This is a genomic window from Cellulomonas fengjieae, from assembly GCF_018388465.1.
In the GTDB taxonomy this organism is placed as follows: domain Bacteria; phylum Actinomycetota; class Actinomycetes; order Actinomycetales; family Cellulomonadaceae; genus Cellulomonas; species Cellulomonas fengjieae.
Genome location: NZ_CP074404.1, coordinates 3495703 through 3514780 on the forward strand (window position 1 = coordinate 3495703; position 19078 = coordinate 3514780).

Consider the following 19078-nt stretch of genomic DNA (forward strand, 5'->3'; position numbering starts at 1 on the left):
AGAAGTAGTCTCGGTGTGCGTGCGCTTTGCTTTGGTACCTGCCGCTCGGGGGAGCTTCGGGCAGACGGTGACCAGCGCTCAATCCGGTCGGTACACCGTCATGTACGTAAAGTTGTCGCCCGGAGCGAGGCCAGGGCTGTCACTGAGCTCGACCCCTGAGGCCCGCTCATCGAGTAGCGCGCTGGCGAACTCGATCAATGTCTGCCGCAGTGCCGCCAAAGGAACCGGCATCCACAAACCAAACTCCGCGAGTTGATGGGTGAACTTGGAGAACTCCTGCCCGTCGATGTCTATCCGCAAATCGAGCCGTCCGTTGGACCGCTCCGGCACCAGCGCGACAACCGAACCGTCGTGGTCGAACTCCGCGGCGAGACCGCCCACGTCGGCAAGCCTCACCAATTGCAGTGCACCCTCAAGCAGTCGCGACCGGTATTCACCGCCAATCGGGTAACTGGACGGCGCCATCAGACGGTAGCTCGCAGTTTCGATCAGTTCGGAGTAGAACGCAATCGCCGTGTGCGCCGCCTCCCCGCCCTTGGGTACGACATCCATGAACTGCTCCGGCGTCGAATCGGAGATAGCGGCCACGAGGGTATCGGCTGGCCCGAGCGAGTACGCCGCGGTACCGGACGGGGATGCATCGCACCTGTCGAGCAGGTCGGCGACCGCGTCCCAGTCAGGGGTCGGCAGCGACATTTCGTATGCCTGCCGCACGATGTCGCCTTCGTCGATTCGGCTGGCAGTCAGATAGGTCTCGACCTGTTCACCACGCCGCCGCTGTCGGGCAAGCCGCCCGGTCGTCGCCTCCCGCGCCGGGACAGGCCGGTTCTTGCACTCAAGCACCACCACTCCGTCACCGCTCAAGCCGACGATGTCACCAACGCCAATGAGGGTGGTCAAGTCACTGATGATCGGGGTCAGGCCCAAGCTCAAGAGTCCGTTCGCCTGTTCAAAGACGAAGTCGAAATCCACGCCCTGCGCCGAAAGGGACGCTGGCTTGCCCGGGTGACGTGACAGCGACCGAATGGTGTGTTCGGGCAGCAGCGAATGCACTAGCCCGTCGGCAATCACCCGTAGCAGGTGTCTGTGCCACCTGGCTTCTGCCCGGTCGACGCCAGCCGGGGGACTCTCCGCGTCGATGATCGCGTCAGCCAGACGCCGCTGCCACTGCAGGAGGTCACCCTCCCGAGGTAGCGCAGCCAACTCCAGCATTAGCGCATGCCGGGTCTGCACCCAGGACGAGGGAACTGCCACGCACCCATCCTCGTCGGCGGCCCACCCGGGTACGCGCACTGACTCGCCGCGGCGAGCCAGTCGAATCAGACCGGATGGCGCGCAAACGGCCCGCGAGCGTACGACGCAGGCGCCGGACGATTCCGCTGACGAGAAGCTCGGCCCAACGTCCGCGCAGGCACGCCCGCCGGTGTGCCTTGCCCTCGAGTGCGAGACCACCCACAACTCTCAGATTGCAGTCACCGCCCGAGGCCACCCGGCACCTATCCGTGCAGCAGGACGCCAGAGGATTCGTGTCGGGTCAGTCGCCGCGACCGAGCCGAGCGACAACGGCATAGTTGGCGAGCCGCCAGACTTCGTCGAGCGGTGGGTACATCGTGTCGCGACGTATCGAGTCCGCCTCCGCATTCAGCAGTTCTCGCAGTCGTGGCTTCCACTCTGCCTTCACAAGAACGGTCCACCCGGTCGCGGGCCAACACTGATTTCGCGTCCCCGCTCTGGTCAGGAAGTTGATGCCGAGCGTCGTCACGTCTGCATACAGCTCACTCGGGACCTTGCTGGTTGGCGCGTGCCTACTCTCGCGGGCGAACATGTCTCGCCCGCCGTACCGGCGGTTGAGCCCGCCCACGAGAAACACCCCCGCCTGCGCGACCATTCGCGGATCAAGGTCGTCGGGGTCAACGAGGGCAACGGTCTGCGTCCATGCCGAGGACGCGTACTCGTCACCGCGAGCGAGGTTCTCCCAGGGCAGTGCACGCGACCCATCCGCCGCGAAGTCAAGGTTCACCGTCATCGAGCCTCTGTGGCCATGAGCGTGGACGACAAAAAGGCGTCCGTCGATCGTGTCGTGGTTCTCGACTGCGAAGTAGAGCGCTTCGAGCGGGGTCCGAGAGAAGTCGAGCAGCCGAGTTGGCACGCCATGGTGCTGAAGCACGGAAAGTAGTTGTCCATCGCTCATCCGGCGGCCAATGCCTTCGGCGCGCATATCGTTGATCAGCTGAGCTTCGACCCCGGCGATGGTTCGCTCCGAAACGCCGTTGGGGCGCGCCTCGCGACAGAGACGGTACAGCGACGATGTGAGCCCGTAGGAGGATCGCGCCTGACCCCTGTAGACGACTTCAGAGCCCGACGGCAGCGCCGTTGCTCCCCCAGCCACTGGGGAGGTTGCGCCAGCCCTCACCCAGTCCCACAGCGCACCCGCGGTTCCCAGTCCGAACCGTTCGTTCACGTCGGTCCGACTGAAGAATTGCTCGGGAACTGTCTGCGCTATGAAGCTCACGCGCCGACCGTATCGGAGCACCGCCGAGACCGGACGACAACCGAGAGCGAGCCCCCTGCAACCGCCAAACCAGTCGGGGTCGCCTCGTCAGGAGGCCGTCGTTCTGTACACGTCGAAGACTGCAGGGCTACCTTCCGGCCATGACAGAGCAGACTTGGACTATGGCTGCGCTCGAGGACGAGCTCGCTCGGTTCGAGCGGGCGTTGAGGGCCGCTGGCAAGGCACCCGACACGGTGGACACCTATGTCGGCCGCAGCAGGATCTTCCTTCGGTGGCTCGCCGACGACTACGTTCCGCGCTGATATGGGCCGGTACGCGCCGAGCGTGCCCGAGGGCTACTACTCAGCACTGGGCCGCCTCGTGGCGATCTCCTCACTCGCGGAGACGCAGCTGGCGCTCTGCGGATGGGCCGCCGAGACCGGGTACGCCTACACAGATGAGTGGGCGTTTGATCGCTACCCCGGCGGTGCGACGAAGTACGCGAGGAAGCGCGTCCGCTACCTCGACACCGATCAGCGCTCCGATCTTCGACACCTACTCGCGACCTACGCGGAACTCGTCGGTGTCCGTCACCAGGCTGTGCATGGCGTGCTATTGCTCGACCCGACGCTCACGCCAGACGAGCAGTGGCTCGTGCAGAGCGCCCGCCATGGTGTTGCGGCGCTGACAGTCCTCTTGGACGCCATGGAGGACGCGACCGTGCGACTCCATGGTTTCGTGAGGTCTGCGAACCAACTCCGAAACGCGATAGCGGCGCGACCCTCGGCTGCTCGGCGGCGACAGGAGAAGCCGCTCCGAGAGGCTGAATCTGCACTGATTACGCTGATGTCGAAGCGCCGAGAGACGCCTAACGACGAGGCACAGCTCGTCGCCCATGACCCCGCCTCCACTGTTCCCACGGTGCCCGCAGGCCCTGCTGCCGATGGACCGCTGAATGCGCTAGAGCCGTAACCCGGGCGCGACGCGTCACCGAAAAGCGCCGCTTGGTGCGTGGACAGCGCTGCATGACCGAACGCTGGCTGCGTGCGCCCGTCACTGCCACACGACGGCGCCTCGTCGCAACGTGACGTCCTGAGCTAGCGGGGCAGCGTCATGCTGGCGTGGATCAGGTGCAACGTGACTTGGCGCAGGTCGGGCGCAAGGAACCGCTTAGGCGCCGTGTGGTCCACCGTGCCAATTGCTTGCTTACCATCCGGTGCCGTGTAGGTAACCGCGTGGGCGACTGCGTTGCGCCGTTTGACGGCCGGCCGGCCGACATTCGCCACCCAGTCCACCTGGTCAGCTCTACCCGCCTCCCGGGCGAGCTGCTCAAGCGCCGCTACGGCTTGACCGAGAGTCCTTGTGAACGGCTCGTCCGAGGCAGCGCCACGGTGCCGATTGATGGCATCTCGCACTCCAGCGTGGAGGCGTGCGGACGCCCACGTAACCCGCCCCAGCTCGAGGAATAGGTCTCCGTCACCTGGCATCGAGTCGACGTAGCTCTCGGGAGGGAGGTTCACGACCAAACACTCCCACGCGCGATTCAGCGGCATGAGCGGACTCGTCGCTACTAGATCCACGTCACCCTGATCGATTCCGAGCTCGTCGCGAGTGGCCGAACGAGCGTGCAACCGCTGGCCCGTCGCAGTTGGCCCGCTGGTCTGCAACGCTAAGCGGCTCGCACCTGAGCCTGATGGCTACGTACCCGCCTTCCCGCAGCGGCAAGGTCATCCAAAGTGTGCCCGATCAGCGACACGATCGACTCCGCTCGACTCTCTCGCCCCAGGTCTGATGGGAGCCGTCGGCAAAGATCGTGGTGTTGACTGGATTCAGCGCAGACTCGTCGAGACCGCTTCGAGGTGATCACGGTGGCCGCTGACGAGTTCCTCGCGCGGGACGCCTACAACGCATGGGTGCGCCTAGTGGAGCGCGCCGAGTCCGCCGTGTGGGTCCTTACCCCGTACCTGGACGACCAGGTGGTTCGGCTGCTGAAGCGATCAAGCGTCCCGGCTGATCAGGTAACCGTCGTCACCGACCTGTCGCCAGGGAGCGGCCCAGCGAACTACCGGAAGAAGTTGCTCGCGCTCAGGAAGCTAGTAGTCGCGGGTATCCAAGTGCGCACCTTGGCGAGGTTGCACGCCAAGGTGCTCGCCGTTGACGGGTCCAGATTTGCGATCGGATCGCAGAACTTCACCGGTTACGCACGACGCAGCCGCGAGGCGACGGTAGCGCCGCGCGAGGCAGTTCTCGACGAGAAGTTCCGCGACAAGATCCGGGAGTGGGTCGAGGCCGCTGAAGCAGTCACGGAGGATGACCTCGACCGACTGATCGAGCAGCTCAGTGATCAGATGGATCTCGTTGACTCTTCGGTGGCCGATCTGGTGGCGCATTTCGAGGCCGCTGATCAAGTCCGTCAAGACCGCCTGGCTGCGGAGCGCGAGGTAGAGCGCCAGCGAGCTAGAGCGAGGGCCCGCGCCACTGAGAAGCGACGTCGTGAAGTGGAACGGGCACAGCGCGAGCAGCAGATCGCTGATCTCCTAGCTCGCCGGGTGCGGTCCTCGCCGTACCGCCACCATCGGGGTGCCGCCTACGGCCGGCTTGTCGACGTGTGGGACCAAGGGGGCTACTTCAAGGTCGATTCGGGCGAGTCCTTGACCGCGTGGTTCGGCGCAGACGGGAGGAGCATCGACCTGACGAGGCTCGAGTTCATCCCGATGATCCTGTCCCCGACGGGCAAGCTTGCGCTCGTACGCGTGGCACACGGTCAGATGAGTTACGCGACCCAAAACTTCTCATTGGGGTCCCGCGTCTCCATTGGCGGGGAGCCCCTCCACCTGCAGATTCGATTCCCGGATCCGGTGACCACCGAAGGAGTCAACGTCATCGCCGTCGCGCGGGAGCACGCGTGGTCTACATCGATCACGATCCACATGATGTTCGACCTCGAGACGCTAGATCTCCACCACATCGAGCAGGAAGACCGCGTCCGGACCAGTCCGGTCGAGCGGTTCGATTCTGACGAACTCCGGGATCTCGCGCTGCAGATTGTCGACGACGAGGCCGAGCGCGATGCGTTCCTCGAGCGCGTCTTCCGACCGACTGCACTAACTGGCTTCAAGTGCCGCGGCCGGACGATCGGATCATTCTTGGCCGACGGGCGGTACAAGATCGATCTCCTCGAGGCGGCCGGCGGGCTCTTCCTGACGGCACGACGCGGGTGAGAGGTGCCGAGCCCTCTTCGACGGATTGAATAGGTGCACGTGGCGTACGGAGGTGAGGACGCCAGCGCCGAGGCCTCTTCGACGGGATGCAACTGCGCGCCGTACGCGTGCCTCGCCGGCCAGCACCTGCTCTGGCAGTCCGCCGCGCAAGGCCGCACCGAGGGCGTGGCGACCCACAACGAGGCGGATCAGGCTCCCAACGCCCGGCTCGCGATGTCACCGCACTACCGCCGGTCGGGACGGCAGTGCCTGGCAGCTTTGGTCTGTCTCCGCCAGGCACCACCGCCCGTCAGGTGCGCGACCTCAGAATGCGGGCCAGATCAGTGAGGTCATGCAGGAGCCGACGCGTGTGACGGCGGCGTGCCGGCGACGGGACGATCGCCGAACCGAGGGCGATCAGAACGGCTGCGAACACCACGAGCAGCAGAGGCGCGACGACGGCCAACGCCGCGAGCGAGACGACCGTCGACGGATGGTCAGGAATCGGTGACATGTGGCACCCTCCAAGGGTCCGAGTGCGTTGGCTCGTTCCATCCGGTGCTTTCTCAGGGCGAACCGGTGTGGGGCGAGCCTTCGTGCGTGCTGGACGCGGCTGCGGCAGCACGTAGAGGTCTATCGGTTTGCCTGGCTCTTTGTCGCCCCCTGGGCGTACGATGCCAATGCGTCTTGGACGCGCCGGTCGATCAATGAGGTATCCATGGAGAACCAAGAGGGATCACAGAGCGTCCAAGCGGTAGCGGTCAATCTCGCGAAATCCGACCAGCGCACGCGTCGTGATCGCACCGTCCAGAGGGTCGAGAAGCTCGATCTCCTTGCGGTCGACATCGCCAAGGCCAGTCAGGCGCTCCAACAGGTGCACGCGCACGGGGGCCTCCGGAGGGGAGGCATCGCCGTTCGCCCGGCGTTCGTTCGGCGTCGTCTGCCGGCCAGTGGCGAGATGTCTGACAGGCGTCGCCCCAAGGCTCCCAACCCGCCGGTGATCGACCTCATCTCCCCGAACGGCGTAGCGCAGCAGTTCATGTTGGCGGCGCTCTTCGTTGCACAGATTCACGGCGTCCAGAAAGGCAACGTCGTCGATCTCGGGCTCCCGCTCGAAGGTGGCGCCGACGCTGATCAATGGATCGACCTCGTCGTACCTCACTCGGGGCATGACGAGAAGGCCGTGCGCGCTGCGTCACTGCGCGACAACCGCCTCCGCCAGGTCAAGCAAACGCTGAAGACGCTCGCGCACAAATCGCTGGTGGAACTGCCGCACGCAAGTAACGCACGCGGCAAGTTCGAGGGATTTCGACTGCTCGACGAGGGAGGGGCGCGACCCACGGGGCTCCCGGCGCCGTACACCGTGCCCAAGCACCCGGAGCAATCGATCGACATCCCCGTCGGGTTCTTCCTCAACGGCTGGCTCTACGCCCTGACCAAGAGCGAGATCGCCCTTTGGCTGATGCTGCGCGACCTTACGCGACTGGGAAGTGACGACGGCTGGGTCCACATCACGGGCATCGATCGTCTGCGGATCTACGGCCTGTCGCACGATGCATACAAGACCTGGCCGATGCTGCACGCTACGGGGTTGATGGAGGTATACATCGACCCGAACCGGAGGGGAGATGGAACGCTCGAGGGCGGATTCAGCGCTGACAATCCGGCGCTGTGCCACCGGTTCCGACTGACCGATGCCGGTCTCGATCAGCCGGCCGGGTACGCCGTCAAGGCCGCGTTGGCTGACCAGTTCTAGTGTCAGCGACACGCGGCTGGCGGCGGGAACGGATCTGCCGCAGACACACGAGCGCTGGACCTGAGGCAAGCGGGGGCAACGGCGCAAGTTCGTATGCCCAGGCCCACACCGATCGCAGCTTTAGGACCATGAAGGGGTGGACGTCGGCGCGTTGCACATCGTTCGCCTTCAGGAACCCGCCCGTGCTCGCTTCCGTTGCCGGCGCGACCGGGATACGGCTTCGACAGACCGCTGTTGAAGGTGCGCGGTCCCTTCGGGGCGGACCCAATCGGGGATTCGGTCCCAGGGCGGCTTGCGACCCTTGACAGCCTTCGAGGTGAGATGCCACCCGTCGCAGACGTCGCACGGGTAGGTCCGCATCGGCAGCGGGGTGCGCTTGCCCTTCTTGGCCGCCTTCTCGTGGATGCTCGCCAGCGCAAGGTGCGCTGCGGCCTGGTCCGCGTAGAACGCCTTGTCGCAGGTTCGCACCGCGCCAGTCTTCACTTCCCATCGACTGCAGCTCCAGACCCACTTGGGGGACCGATTATGAGGATTGGGACAGAAACATGAGATGTCCGTCGTCTCACTCACCTGTCCACGCGCAGGTCATGGCCAGGCCATGCGGACAACTCCGCTGAGTTCCTACAGCATCGACGTGGGTCTGCCTCTGCGAGGCGATCCGCACCGGTCGGACGAAGCGGGACGACGTCCCGGACCACCTTCCGATGCAGCTCACCAAGACTCAGATGGTGTCGGCGCTGGCCATGAGGCCCAGGAGGACCGGCGCAAGAGGTCGATGTTGCGGTCCTTGCGTGGCTAGGGACAGGCGTTGCCGAGGGCGGCAGGCGGAGCCTGGCAACTGATCGGTGCGGAAGCGGCTTGAGGACGTGGAACCAGAGCTGGCGATCGTCCCGTCCCTGCTGCGATCCTCCGGTCGTGACGAATGAGCCGTGGTTCCAGGACGCGTCGTGGGTCCGCGCTGCGTTCCCGGGGGCGCTGGGCCCGGAAGCCGCCGAGGTCGCGCAGCTCCTGCCGCCGTACGACGACCCCTGGGGCGCCAGCGCTTTCACCGCCACTGCCACCGCCCACGCTGTGCCCTTCGCCCTCGAGGGGGAGATGCTCGCTTTCCCGTCCCGCATCTACCACGGCGCCCTACCGGCGGACACGTCATTCGTCATGTCGCTGTCGCCGGTCGTAGCTGCGTGCGCCTACACGCGCCACCACGACGGCCACGTGCGGCAGAGGGCGCTGCAAACGCTGCTTCGCGGGCCCAGCGCCATGGCGCCGTGGGTCGTCCCGTACGTCGTCAAGCTCGTGGACGAGTACGTCGTCGAGATCGTCGAGGACGTCGCGGCGTTCCTCACCGAGGTGGGCGTCGAGGGTTCGCCGCAGCAGCGCGCCTACGGGCGGGTACTGGTTCAGAACCCCGAGATGCTGCGCTTGCTGCGGGCGCGGGCGAGCAGTTACTGGGACTGCTACTACCGCCGGCGCTACCGCCGCCTCGAGGAGTACCCGGGACACCGCCTCGCCCTGGCCCTGTCCCGCGCCGCGGCGTTCGAGGGGGCACCATGGCCGCCCCCACGGCCGTAGGCGCGCGGGTGGCGTGATGCGCAGCGATTTGAGGATCTGGACAGATAGGTGAGACGGGCCGCGTCTCACCTATCTGTCCATCAGCAGGTCAAGTGATCGCGCGTCGGACAACTCGCGCGAGTTCCTACAGGAGTGCTGGCCTGGCACCTGCACGTACCGATCCGCCGCGGTGCTCGAACACTCTGGAGCAGCCGTCCTGTTGTGGGGACCTGCGGAGGGCGCCGTGGGACGCTCCTCACGTGACGAAGCGCCCGAAGACGGATCCCCTGCACCTCGAGATCGTCCGCGCCCGCGAAGCGCAGCGGGTCTGGGTCGACGCGTGGTCGGCGCCCCTCGGGACGTCGTTCGACGATGTCGCCCGCCGCGCAGGCCTGGAGCCGCTCGGTGACCAGTGGGAGACGTTGGGCCGCGCGGCCGCCGTCGACCTCCTGGCGCTGCTGCTTCATCGTGACCTCGCGTACAGCGGAATCGCCGCCCCGGCAACGCAGGCACGCGAGCTCGCGGAGGGTTTCGTCGGGTCGTTCGGTCCGGAGGAGTGCCGCTACGCGACCAACCGACCCCTGCGAGGCGGGCGCTTCGCACCCTCCTGGAACCCCGCGACGTCATTCACGTTCGACGCTGGTGTGATCGTCGTCGGCCGTGAGCGGGCCGGGGTGCTCTGGGTCGCTGACGAAGACTGAGGAGCTTCGCGGACGTCGGCGCTGCCGTTGCGCCAGGTCGTCCGCCGTGGCGGCCGCGTCGTTGGCGGGCGGCGATGGTGTCGGACTTCTCGGGGATCACGACCTGGATGCCTCGTGCGTGCAGCGCCCGCCGGTAGGCGCCGGCGGAGTAGGCCGCCCCTCGTTCGAGGGCAGCAACGGCTCGATCCGCGCCCACCGCTCGTGAGAGAACACCTGATACCGCGAAGTTGACGTCAGACCACAGACTGCCGCGCGCCTCACCGCAGAAATGGGAGACGCGCCCTAGTTGGCGTCGCTCTCACCCACGGCGCGGCCAGCTCGACGGCGCACCCGCACCGGGGAGGCTCAGACCGCTCCGCGACGTCAGACCGAGGCTATGTTGAACTCGTCTGCTGTGATCACGAACTGCCTGTAGTGGGTGTGCTCGCCCAGGTAGGTGCCGCCGTTCCCATTGCCGGTCTCCCGCATCCCGAGCCGTCGGAGGATGCGTACGGACGGTTCGTTGGCGTCCAGCGCTTCCGCCCAGATCTCGCGAAGGCCGATGTCAGCGAAGCCGTACTCCAGACCTGCAGCAGCGGCGACCGTTCCTACGCCTTTACCCCACAGGCGTCGCTCGCCGATCAGGTACCCCAGTTCCCGTCGGTCGGGCTCATCGCCGTGAAGGTCGACGTAGCCGATCAAGTGACCTCCGTGAACCACCCCAAGCCGCAGGAGGTCGGCGGGAGGCTCTGAAATCGAACGACGGTAGAAGGACGAGTAGAACTCGAGGCCGCGTCCTACGGGCCACTCCGCAGCCCGGCAGAACTCCTCATCCCGGGCCCACGAAGCGATCGCTCCAGCGTCGTCGACAGTGAGAGGTCGCAGGGACACGGTCGGGGTCTCAAGCACTCCAAGAGGCTAGTCCGGCGTACTGAACCTCACCCACGTCCGCGATGTCCTCGGCCACCGATCATGGACGGCGCTGGCTCGGCCGGCGTCCTCGAACGCGGAACGCGGTGGGTGTGTGCGCCCGGCATCGCTGAACTCGGAGCAGAGCGAGGATCGGCGCCGGATCTCCGTGACCGTCGAGAGGGAGGAACGGTGAGTGCGAGAGCAAGCAGGGGATCGGGATCTCATCGGAGTTGTCCAAAACTCACGTGATTGTCCACTCCGCGCCTCAGACGCCGGGCAGGATGACCGTCAGGTCCCCACGGGCGGAGGTCGTGACGATGCGAGTGCTGCTGGACGAACTGGTCAGCGTCGACTACGGGTTCATGACGATCGAGCCGTTCGGCGGTGCCCTGAGCCCCAAGTTGAGCGAATCACGAGGCGGCCAGCGGAACGGGCTGTGCGGTGCGGCGCTCCCCGGTGCGCTGTCGTTCGTCGTCGGTCTGAACACCGGATCCGTCCCGGTCCGCATCGAGCTCCACGACGACGCTCCGCCGCCCGACCCTGACTGGGAGGACGTCGTCGAGGCCTCCCTGACCCCGGTCGAGGCCGAGCCGTACCTGCTCTCCAGCTTCGACCACGCGGAGCCGCTCGACCTGCCCACCGACAGGTCCTTGCGCGCGCGCTGGAGTGCGCATGGGATGGACGAGGCCCATCAGTGCGGAGCCGAGGAGGGGGAGCCGCCGGTCGACCGGTACCTTCTGCAGCTTTGGCCTGCTCCACCCGCGGCCGACAGGGTGGTGCGGTGCGGCAGCGAGGAGGCGCGGTACTGGCACTGCGTCGCCGAGCAGACGCCCCCGCCGCCGACACCCGAGGAACGCGAGCGTGCGCGGATCGCTCAGGAGGCGGCGGACCAGGCTCGCGAGGAGGCTGCGCGTCGCGCGTGGGACGAGCGCGAGGAGACCGCTGCCTGGGGTGGTCGGCCACCGAGCGACGACCTCCGGGCCTGGGGGTGGCGCGCCCGTCAGCTCGCGGGGCAGGACCGCGACCTCGTCGACGCGATCGCCGGGCTCGACCCCGACCAGCAGCGCGCCCTGGCGGCCTGGGCGGCGACCCGGGCGTGCGAACGGGCCGCGATCCTCGACCGGCCGGGGGTCGCCGCGGCGCTCGCCGACATCGCACGCGGTGCGACGCCGGCCGCGCCCTGGACGGGCTTTGGCGAGGCGTGGGATGCCCTGTTCCCGCCGGAGCCCGACGACCAGGACGACGCCGGGGCGCCGCTCTCCGCGGTCGTCATGACGATCTCGCTGAGTCCGGCGTCCGCGGCACGGACGCCACTCGCGCCCGAGGCCGCGGCGATCGACGCCATCCTCTCGGCCGCGGATCCGCACCCGGGCACGGCGGCGGCGGGAGCGGTCGACGGTCTCGGGTCCGGGGCACTCGACCGGGACGCCTGCTTCGCCGAGGCGCTCGCGGTCGTGCGGTCGCTCGGCGCGCGGTGATGCGGACGGCCGCGGCGGAGCGGGTGGCGAGGCCGCAATGGCATCTCGCACGTTCCGCCGCGAACGGTCCCCGCGAGAGCAGATCGCCGTCGTCTGGTACTGCGTGCGGCAAGGCGGCGTCGGGATCAGGCGACCGCTAAGCGTCCAACGACGGTCGCCCCGATCACAGCGCATCCGGGAAGGCGATTCGGCGTGCGAGGCGTGCTTGCCTCACATCCCGAGATCGGCTGTCACCAGGCGGTAGCCGGCGTCCAGCTCGTAGAGCTCAAGGAGGTCGGCGTGCCGCTCGGCCCACACACCTGTTGCGATGTCGCTCGCAGGGTCTTCCAGCCCGCGACGGAGCTCCGCTTCGTCGACATGGCTCGGTTTGACCCTCGACCAGGTCGAGGCGCCAACGTGCGGCCATGACCGTCACAGACCTGCCACCGGGCGCGCTCCCCCGCTCCTACCTCACCTGGCTGACGGGGTTCACCGTCTCGCGGCTGGGCGACGCCGTGTTGATGTTCGCGCTCGGCTGGGCAGCCTCCGGGCTGGGAGGCACAACAGCGGCCCTCGTCCTCACCCTCACCGGACTTCCTCGCGTGATCTTGCTGGTCGTGGGCGGCGCTGTCGCCGACCGCGTCGGTGCACGACGCATCCTCATCGCCGGCGAGGCCGCGATGCTCGCGCTGAGCGTTGCCCTGGCCGTGGCGCTCGCGCGCTTCGGAACTCCCACCTGGCTTCTTCTGACATCTTCGCTCGCGCTCGGCACAGTCACGGCGTTCTGCCTCCCCGCTGCGGGCTCCCAGCCGCGGCGCTTGGTTCCAGACGATCAGCTCCCCCGTGCGCTCGCCCTGCGCCAGGGCTCGGGCCAGGCCGTGCTGATGGGAGCAGCGCCGCTAGGAGGTCTTCTGGTCGGCACGGTCGGACTTCCGGCGATCGCGTGGGGTGACGCAGTGACGCTGGGCGTCGGGCTCTGTGTCCTTGTCGCCGTTCGCGACATGTCGAGCCCGGCGTCAGATGCGGTGTCGACGGCCGCGTCGCGTACCGTCCGGCTCGACCTGGTCGACGGCTTCCGCGTCGTGGGGAGGACTCCAGGCCTGCGCAGGGCTCTCATTCTTGTGGGTGCCGGCGCGGCGCTGATGCTGCCCGTGCCGTCTCTGCTCGTGCCGCTGCTCGGAAGAGCGTCGAGCTGGGGGCCGGGCTCGACGGGCGTCGTGGCCGGCGCTGTGGGTGTGGGAGTGATCAGCGCTGCTGTCCTCACGGCCCGACGCCGTCGTCCACCGCCTCGCACGGCCGGAGGGGCGCGTGCTGCTGCGGGGCTCGCGGTGAGCGCGGTCGGTGCCTTCCTCCTCGCCACTGGTCCGGCGCTCGTCGGTCCGGATGGTGTCGCGGTCGCGATCGTCGGCGCCCTGGTTTTCGGGTTCGGGAACGGGACGTTCGTCGCGCGACTGGCGCCCCTGGTCTTGGGCAGCGCACCGCGGACTCACCTCGCCCGCGTGCAGGCACTCGTCGGGCTGGTGCAGCTGGTGCCCGTGATGGTGACGAACACGATCCTCGGCGCACTGGCCCAGCACGCCTCGCCGGGCTGGGCACTCGGGGCAACGAGCGCCGGCCTGGCGGCATGCGCCGCGTGGGCGTACCGGCTCCGGTTGTACGACGACGGTGTGTCTGCCGGCCCGGCAGCGCGGGAACAGCATGACGATCGCCTACCGGCTCGGTGAGTTCGTACCCGCATGTCGGCTCCGCTTGACCCTCACCTGGGTCGAGGGCTCACAGTTGGCCCGTGCACGACGACCTGCTCAGCATCGGAGCGCTGGCCCGCGCCGGCGGCCCGCCCGTTTCAGCGCTCCGGTTCTACGACGCGGCCGGTGTACTGCGGCCGGCGCACGTCGACCCGGCCACGGGCTACCGCTGGTACACCTCCGCACAGGTTCACACCGCTCGGCTGATCGCCAGCCTGCGGCAGGCAGGGCTTCCGGTGGTTGATCTGGTCGCCGTGCTCGAGACTCCGCACGCGGCGGCGGACGTCCTGGCCCGTCACCGACGCCGCCTCGAGGAAGACCTCACCGCGGCTCACGCGCACCTGGACGCGGCCGTAGACATCCTGGCCCAGCCCGGAAGGTGCTGGGTCGCGGCCGAGGATCTACTCGGGGCGATCGCCGCGGTCCGCCACGCGGTGGGCGCCGACGCGGCGTGGCCTGGACTCGCCGGCGTTCTGCTGCATCTCGACGGGGCCACGCTCCGGCTCGTCGCCTGCGACCGATCACGAGTCGCTGTCGCGACGGTGCCGACGCGACAGCCCTCAGGCCCTCAGGTCCGCGTGGTGGCGCCGCTGGCGTTCCTCGACCGGATCGCGTCTGCCGCGCTGCCCCACGACGGACAGGTCGTCCTAGGAGCGCACCGTCTCGAGATCCTGGGCGTTCATGGCCAGCCGCTCGAGGCCGGGTTTCCGGACTACCAGCAGCTCCTGCGGTGGGGCGGGTCGGTAAGCGTCACCATCGCGTCCGGGGAGCTGGTCGCAAGCGCCGAAGCGGCAGACGACATCGTCGTTGTGCGCCTCGACGGGGGTCGGGTGGATCTCGCTCCTCCGGGCGCAGGAGACGCGTTTGCCTTCTCGCGGACGTTCCTTCTGGACGCAGTCCGCGCGGCCGCGGCTGAGCACGTCGCCTTGGCACTCGACGAGCGGTACGCCCTGAGCGTGGCCCCAGCAGACCGCCCGGACGACATCGGCCTGATGATGCCGATCCGCCTGCTCCACTAAATCTCCAGCGCTAAGCGATGGCGCGTGCCATGTACCCGCTCGAGCGAATCCTGAGGGTACGGACAAGTACATGAGACGAGCACCGTCTCATGAAGTTGTCCCAGTGGAGGTCAGAGCGTGGCCCATGGACGAACCGCGTGAGTCCCTACGCTTCTTCTCCGCCGAACGCCCTCTTGCGATCGGTGCCACCTGCCGCGGGAAGACGCTCGATGAGCGATGCTGCCTGACGCCTTGAGCAGAGGTTCGGCAACGTTCCTGGTACCAGGCTCGGGAAGGACGCCGAACGAGTGGAAGGAGTTCCTTCACCGCCCTGGACCTTGCGATCATCGTTCGATGAGCTCGTCGCAGGCCGCCCGGTCGACACGGAACTGAGCGACGCGATCGTCGCGTATGTCGGAATGATCCATGATCGCCCCGAGGTTCTCGCCGCCCACGCCGTTCGCCGATCGCCTCAGGAACTGCAGGCAGCGATCCACTCCCTGCGCTCCGAACTGTGGAGTGTCCCGGTCGAGGCCCGGGGCATCACTGTCTGGGAGGAGTGCCGACGCAAGCACGACGTGTTCGCACCGCAGCACCCTGAGCTTTCAGAGGAGGCACTGAGCGCACTGATGATGCGCTACGCCTGGGCGAACCGCTGAGGTATCGCCTGTACGCCCGGTACCCGGGCAGCCAGGGCAAACTCAGGCGCAGTCCACTCTCGAAGATTCGGACAAGTAGGTGAGACGGACGCCGTCGCGCCTACGTGTCCCCTCGCAGGTCGGAGCCTCGGACCCCGGACAACTCCGGTGAGTTCCTACACGCATCGACGTGGGTCTGCCTTCTGCGAGGCGATCCGCACCGGTCGGACGAAGCGGGACGACGTCCCGGACCACCTCCCGATGCAGCTCACCAAGACTCAGATGGTGTCGGCGCTGACCCATGAGGCCCAGGAGGACCGGCGCAAGAGGTCGATGTTGCGGCCCTTGCGTGGCTAGGGACAGGCGTTGGCGAGGGCGGCAGGCGGAGCCTGGCAACTGATCGGGGCGAAGCGGCTTGAGGACGTGGAACCAGAGCTGGCGATCGTCCCGTCGCTGCTGCGATCCTCCGATCGTGACGAATGAGCCGTGGTTCCAGGACGCGTCGTGGGTCGGCGCGGCGTTCCCGGCGCTGCTGCGCTCGGAGGCTGCCGAGGTCGCGCAGGCCCTCCCGCCGTACGACGACCCCTGGGGCGCCAGGCCTTCACCGCCACCGCCACCGCCCACACCGTCCCCGTCGCCCTCGATGGGGAGATCCTCGCTTTCCCGTACCGCATCTACCACGGCGCCCTACCCGCGAACACGTCGTTCGTCATGTCGTTGTCGCCGGTCGTAGCCGCGTGCGCCTACACGCGCCACCACGATGGCCAGGTGCGGCAGAGGGCGCTGCAAACGCTGCTTCGCGGGCCCAGCGCCATGGCGCCGTGGGTCGTCCCGTACGTCGTCAAGCTCGTGGACGAGTACGTCGTCGAGATCGTCGAGGACGTCGCGGCGTTCCTCACCGAGGTGGACGTCGAGGGTTCGCCGCAGCAGCGCGCCTACGGGCGGGTACTGGTTCAGAACCCCGAGATGCTGCGCTTGCTGCGGGCGCGGGCGAGCAGTTACTGGGACTGCTACTACCGCCGGCGCTACCGCCGCCTCGAGGAGTACCCGGGGCACCGCCTCGCCCTGACCCTGTCCCGCGCCGCGGCGTTCGAGGGGGCACCATGGCCGTAGGCGCGCGGGCGGCGTGATGCGCGGCGATTTGAGGATCCGGACAGATAGGTGAGACGAGCCGCGTCTCCCTTATCTGTCCCTCAGCAGGTCAGGCGATCGCACGCCGGACAACGCGCGCGAGTTCCTACAATCGAGCCTGTCCGCGTCGCGTGAGCGTGTCCGGCCGCCGACCTGCTGGCGCATCGAGCGAGTCCCATCGCAGGTCACAGCACCGCGGCGCCCGAGCGCCGCCTGACGCACCCTGTCCGGTCAGATGTTGCGGCCCATCCTCGGCTCAGAGCACAGAGATCTCGTCACCGAGGGTGATCACACCCGGTCGGCTGACGTCGGCGTAAACCGCGAGGTACAGATCCCGCTCGGAGCCGAGCGACCGGAGCCATGGGGCACGCGGGCTGGTCCCGTCCTGCTCGACATCGATCATCCGGCACCGTGGGATCCGCTCCACGACCGTCAGCGCGGCGGACCCGAGGGCGATCTGGTGGCCGACCCACGTCTCCTCGATGAACGGCGTCTGCGTCTCCACGACGATGTTGACGCGCAGCCGCCGAGGGTCGTCGCTGCCGCCCCACCGGGCCGCGCACCATGCGATCGTCGCGGTGCCGACGAGGGAGACGGCACCGGCGTCCTGGTGCGAGACGGCAGCCTCGGGCAGGACGCGTTGCTCGCTCCCCATGGCGGTGGTGAGGTGCCGGTCGAGCAGCGGGTCGCCCACGAGCCAGCTCGTGTCGTCCGAGCGAACCTCGACCTGGCCGTCCGCCGTCGTCGACGCCGTGTAGCGCACGACGGCGTCCCGCCGGCGGAACCGGCGGGTGTCCTTGACCGACGCGAACCGGCCGTCGCCGTCCACGACGGCGTACCAGCGGTCCCTGTGGAACCCGCGATGGTCCAGCTCGGCTGAGGCCAGTGCCTCTCCACCCATCGACTTGACCGGGTAGCGGCGCAGGGAGGTGACGACCACGATCTCGACCCTAGCGAGTCGCTCACGGTGATCAGTGCTCCTGAGCGTCCTGACGCGCCGACCGGTGCCACCTCCCAGGGAAGACGCGATGAGCGATGCTGTCTGACGCCTTGAGCAGGGGTCTGGCGATGTTCCCGGTGCCGGGCTCGGGAGGGACGCCGAACGAGTGGAACGAGTTCCTTCACCACCCTGCACCTTGCGATCATCGTTCGATGAGTTCGTCGCAGCCTGCCGTCCCGGTCGACACGGAACTGAGCGACGCGATGGCCGCGTATGTCGGAATGGGTCGTGATCGCCCTGAAGCGCTCGCCGCCCACGCCGTTAGCCGATCACCTAAGGAACTGCGGGCGCTGATCGACTCCCTGCGCTCCGAGCTGTGGCGTGTCCCGGTCGATGCACGGGTCACCACGGTCTGGGAGGAGTGGCAGCTCAGGCGCGACGTGTTCGCGGCGCAGCACCCGGAGCTGTCAGAACGGGCACTGAACGCACTGATGATGCGCTACGCGTGGGTGAACCGCTGACAGCATGGCCCGACCGCACAGCTGCGCCCATCGCGACTTGTCGACGCCGCGACGGTCGACTTCCTGCTCCGGGACGTGACAGCGTGAGCCATGCGCCATCACATCGAGCTGAGCGCGGGCCGCATCGACTACGAGGACACGGGCGGCGACGGACCCGTGCTCGTCCTGGCGCACGGCGTCCCCATGAATGAGACGCAGTGGCGCAAGGTCGTGCCACTGCTCGTCGGGTGCCGGTGCATCCTGCCGACCCTCCCGCTCGGTGGCCACCGGCAGCCGATGCGGGAGGGTGCGGACCTGTCCCACCGCGGCGTGGCGCTGCTGCTCGGCGAGCTCCTCGAGCGGCTGGACCTCACGGACGTGACGCTCGTGCTCAACGACTGGGGCGGTGGCCAGTTCCTGGTCTCCGAGGGCCGGGCGCAACGGGTCGGGCGGATGGTGCTGGTGGCGTGCGAGGCGTTCGACAACTTCCCGCCCGCACCGGCGAAGGCCCTGGCGGCGGCCGCCCGGGTGCCGGGCGGGATCTGGCTGGTCATGCAGCTGCTGCGATCCCGCCGGTTCCGGCACAGCCGACGCGGCTACGGAGCCATGAGCCTGCGCGGCATCCCGGACGCGGTCCTCGACGACTGGTTCGCGCCCGCGACGAGGTCCCGGGCGATCCGGCGCGACTTCGCGGCGTTCGCGTCCTCGGCACCGGATCGCGCGACGCTCCTGTCCTGGTCCGACCGGCTCGCCGACTTCACGGGTCCCGTCCTGGTCGTCTGGGCACAAGACGACCCGATGATGCCTCGCGCGCACGGGCCCCGGCTCGCGGCCCTCTACCCAGGGGGACGCCTGGTCGAGATCGCGGACTCCTCGACCCTCGTCCCGGAGGACCAGCCCGAGAGACTCGCCGAGGTGATCCTCGCGTTCCTCGGTGATCCGGGCTGAGGCCCGGGCCACCGAGCGGGGGTGCCGCGCCGAGGATTCGGCCGTCGGGCTTGCGTGCCCGGGCCGCCAGTGAGTGTTCAGGCGTCGTCGACACGCGCGGGGCGCAGGTCGGGATCGTGCAGGTTCAGCCGATG

General features: G+C 68.1%; 17 protein-coding genes and 1 pseudogene. 13 read left to right on the forward strand and 5 right to left on the reverse strand.

What is annotated here, in order from left to right:
* Positions 1 to 78: 78 nt before the first annotated feature.
* Both KG102_RS16155 and KG102_RS16160 read right to left on the reverse strand, forming a co-directional pair.
* Positions 79 to 1254: a hypothetical protein gene (locus tag KG102_RS16155; protein WP_208288096.1), complete on the reverse strand. Its 1176-nt coding sequence runs from the start codon at positions 1252 to 1254 to the stop codon at positions 79 to 81.
* A 280-nt stretch (positions 1255 to 1534) separates the two neighbouring features.
* Entirely contained in the window at positions 1535 to 2512 is a 978-nt protein-coding gene (locus tag KG102_RS16160; RefSeq protein ID WP_208288095.1) for an FRG domain-containing protein, read from the reverse strand.
* Positions 2513 to 2652: 140 nt separating this feature from the next.
* Here KG102_RS16160 and KG102_RS16165 point away from each other — a divergent pair, with 140 nt between their 5' ends.
* The 6 genes from KG102_RS16165 to KG102_RS16190 all read left to right on the forward strand — a co-directional run bounded on the left by KG102_RS16165 (position 2653) and on the right by KG102_RS16190 (position 9696).
* The gene (locus KG102_RS16165) at positions 2653 to 2814 is read left to right on the forward strand and encodes a hypothetical protein (protein ID WP_208288094.1); all 162 of its coding nucleotides are present in this window, start codon (positions 2653 to 2655) and stop codon (positions 2812 to 2814) included.
* A 22-nt stretch (positions 2815 to 2836) separates the two neighbouring features.
* Positions 2837 to 3463, forward strand: a complete 627-nt coding sequence (locus tag KG102_RS16170) for a hypothetical protein (RefSeq protein WP_208288093.1) — start codon at positions 2837 to 2839, stop codon at positions 3461 to 3463.
* A gap of 896 nt (positions 3464 to 4359) precedes the next feature.
* Complete coding sequence (locus tag KG102_RS16175; protein WP_208288092.1) at positions 4360 to 5712, forward strand: phospholipase D-like domain-containing protein; 1353 nt, start codon at positions 4360 to 4362, stop codon at positions 5710 to 5712.
* Between the two features lie 697 nt (positions 5713 to 6409).
* Positions 6410 to 7447 (forward strand): hypothetical protein, encoded by a 1038-nt coding sequence (locus tag KG102_RS16180; RefSeq protein ID WP_208288091.1) that lies wholly within the window; start codon positions 6410 to 6412, stop codon positions 7445 to 7447.
* A 915-nt stretch (positions 7448 to 8362) separates the two neighbouring features.
* Entirely contained in the window at positions 8363 to 9016 is a 654-nt protein-coding gene (locus KG102_RS16185) for a hypothetical protein (RefSeq protein ID WP_213363007.1), read from the forward strand.
* Between the two features lie 239 nt (positions 9017 to 9255).
* Positions 9256 to 9696, forward strand: a complete 441-nt coding sequence (locus tag KG102_RS16190) for a hypothetical protein (RefSeq protein WP_208288089.1) — start codon at positions 9256 to 9258, stop codon at positions 9694 to 9696.
* 28 nt (positions 9697 to 9724) lie between these two features.
* On the opposite strand, the pseudogene KG102_RS19060 reads toward KG102_RS16190, so the two are convergent.
* Positions 9725 to 9853 (reverse strand): annotated as a pseudogene (locus KG102_RS19060) (IS5/IS1182 family transposase); the annotation flags it as partial.
* A gap of 206 nt (positions 9854 to 10059) precedes the next feature.
* Positions 10060 to 10584, reverse strand: coding sequence for a GNAT family N-acetyltransferase (locus KG102_RS16195; RefSeq protein WP_208288088.1), 525 nt, complete (start codon positions 10582 to 10584; stop codon positions 10060 to 10062).
* A gap of 320 nt (positions 10585 to 10904) precedes the next feature.
* Between KG102_RS16195 and KG102_RS16200 the strand changes: the two genes are divergently transcribed.
* The 5 genes from KG102_RS16200 (at position 10905) to KG102_RS16220 (ending at position 16538) form a co-directional block, all read left to right on the forward strand.
* Positions 10905 to 12065, forward strand: coding sequence for a hypothetical protein (locus KG102_RS16200; protein ID WP_208288087.1), 1161 nt, complete (start codon positions 10905 to 10907; stop codon positions 12063 to 12065).
* A gap of 404 nt (positions 12066 to 12469) precedes the next feature.
* Positions 12470 to 13768 (forward strand): MFS transporter, encoded by a 1299-nt coding sequence (locus KG102_RS16205; protein ID WP_208288086.1) that lies wholly within the window; start codon positions 12470 to 12472, stop codon positions 13766 to 13768.
* Between the two features lie 62 nt (positions 13769 to 13830).
* Positions 13831 to 14808, forward strand: a complete 978-nt coding sequence (locus KG102_RS16210; RefSeq protein WP_208288085.1) for a DNA polymerase III subunit beta family protein — start codon at positions 13831 to 13833, stop codon at positions 14806 to 14808.
* 287 nt (positions 14809 to 15095) lie between these two features.
* Entirely contained in the window at positions 15096 to 15446 is a 351-nt protein-coding gene (locus KG102_RS16215) for a hypothetical protein (RefSeq protein WP_208288084.1), read from the forward strand.
* Between the two features lie 747 nt (positions 15447 to 16193).
* Positions 16194 to 16538: a hypothetical protein gene (locus KG102_RS16220; protein ID WP_213363008.1), complete on the forward strand. Its 345-nt coding sequence runs from the start codon at positions 16194 to 16196 to the stop codon at positions 16536 to 16538.
* A gap of 274 nt (positions 16539 to 16812) precedes the next feature.
* On the opposite strand, the gene KG102_RS16225 is transcribed toward KG102_RS16220, so the two are convergent.
* Positions 16813 to 17496: an MOSC domain-containing protein gene (locus KG102_RS16225; RefSeq protein WP_208290380.1), complete on the reverse strand. Its 684-nt coding sequence runs from the start codon at positions 17494 to 17496 to the stop codon at positions 16813 to 16815.
* Positions 17497 to 17708: 212 nt separating this feature from the next.
* Here KG102_RS16225 and KG102_RS16230 point away from each other — a divergent pair, with 212 nt between their 5' ends.
* Together KG102_RS16230 and KG102_RS16235 are read left to right on the forward strand one after the other, a co-directional pair.
* On the forward strand, positions 17709 to 18017 hold the full coding sequence (locus tag KG102_RS16230) for a hypothetical protein (RefSeq protein WP_208290379.1): 309 nt from the start codon (positions 17709 to 17711) through the stop codon (positions 18015 to 18017).
* A gap of 90 nt (positions 18018 to 18107) precedes the next feature.
* Positions 18108 to 18944 carry an alpha/beta fold hydrolase gene (locus KG102_RS16235; protein ID WP_208212961.1) on the forward strand — a complete coding sequence of 279 codons (837 nt, stop codon included), beginning with the start codon at positions 18108 to 18110 and terminating at the stop codon, positions 18942 to 18944.
* Positions 18945 to 19078: the final 134 nt, after the last annotated feature.

Bases quoted from the DNA above. Each gene is read 5' to 3' on its own strand.
- KG102_RS16230 (WP_208290379.1), top strand. From the start codon at position 17,709: ATGAGTTCGTCGCAGCCTGCCGTCCCGGTCGACACGGAACTGAGCGAC.
- KG102_RS16200 (WP_208288087.1), top strand. From the start codon at position 10,905: ATGCGAGTGCTGCTGGACGAACTGGTCAGCGTCGACTACGGGTTCATG.
- KG102_RS16180 (WP_208288091.1), top strand. From the start codon at position 6,410: ATGGAGAACCAAGAGGGATCACAGAGCGTCCAAGCGGTAGCGGTCAAT.
- KG102_RS16205 (WP_208288086.1), top strand. From the start codon at position 12,470: ATGACCGTCACAGACCTGCCACCGGGCGCGCTCCCCCGCTCCTACCTC.
- KG102_RS16235 (WP_208212961.1), top strand. From the start codon at position 18,108: ATGCGCCATCACATCGAGCTGAGCGCGGGCCGCATCGACTACGAGGAC.
- KG102_RS16165 (WP_208288094.1), top strand. From the start codon at position 2,653: ATGACAGAGCAGACTTGGACTATGGCTGCGCTCGAGGACGAGCTCGCT.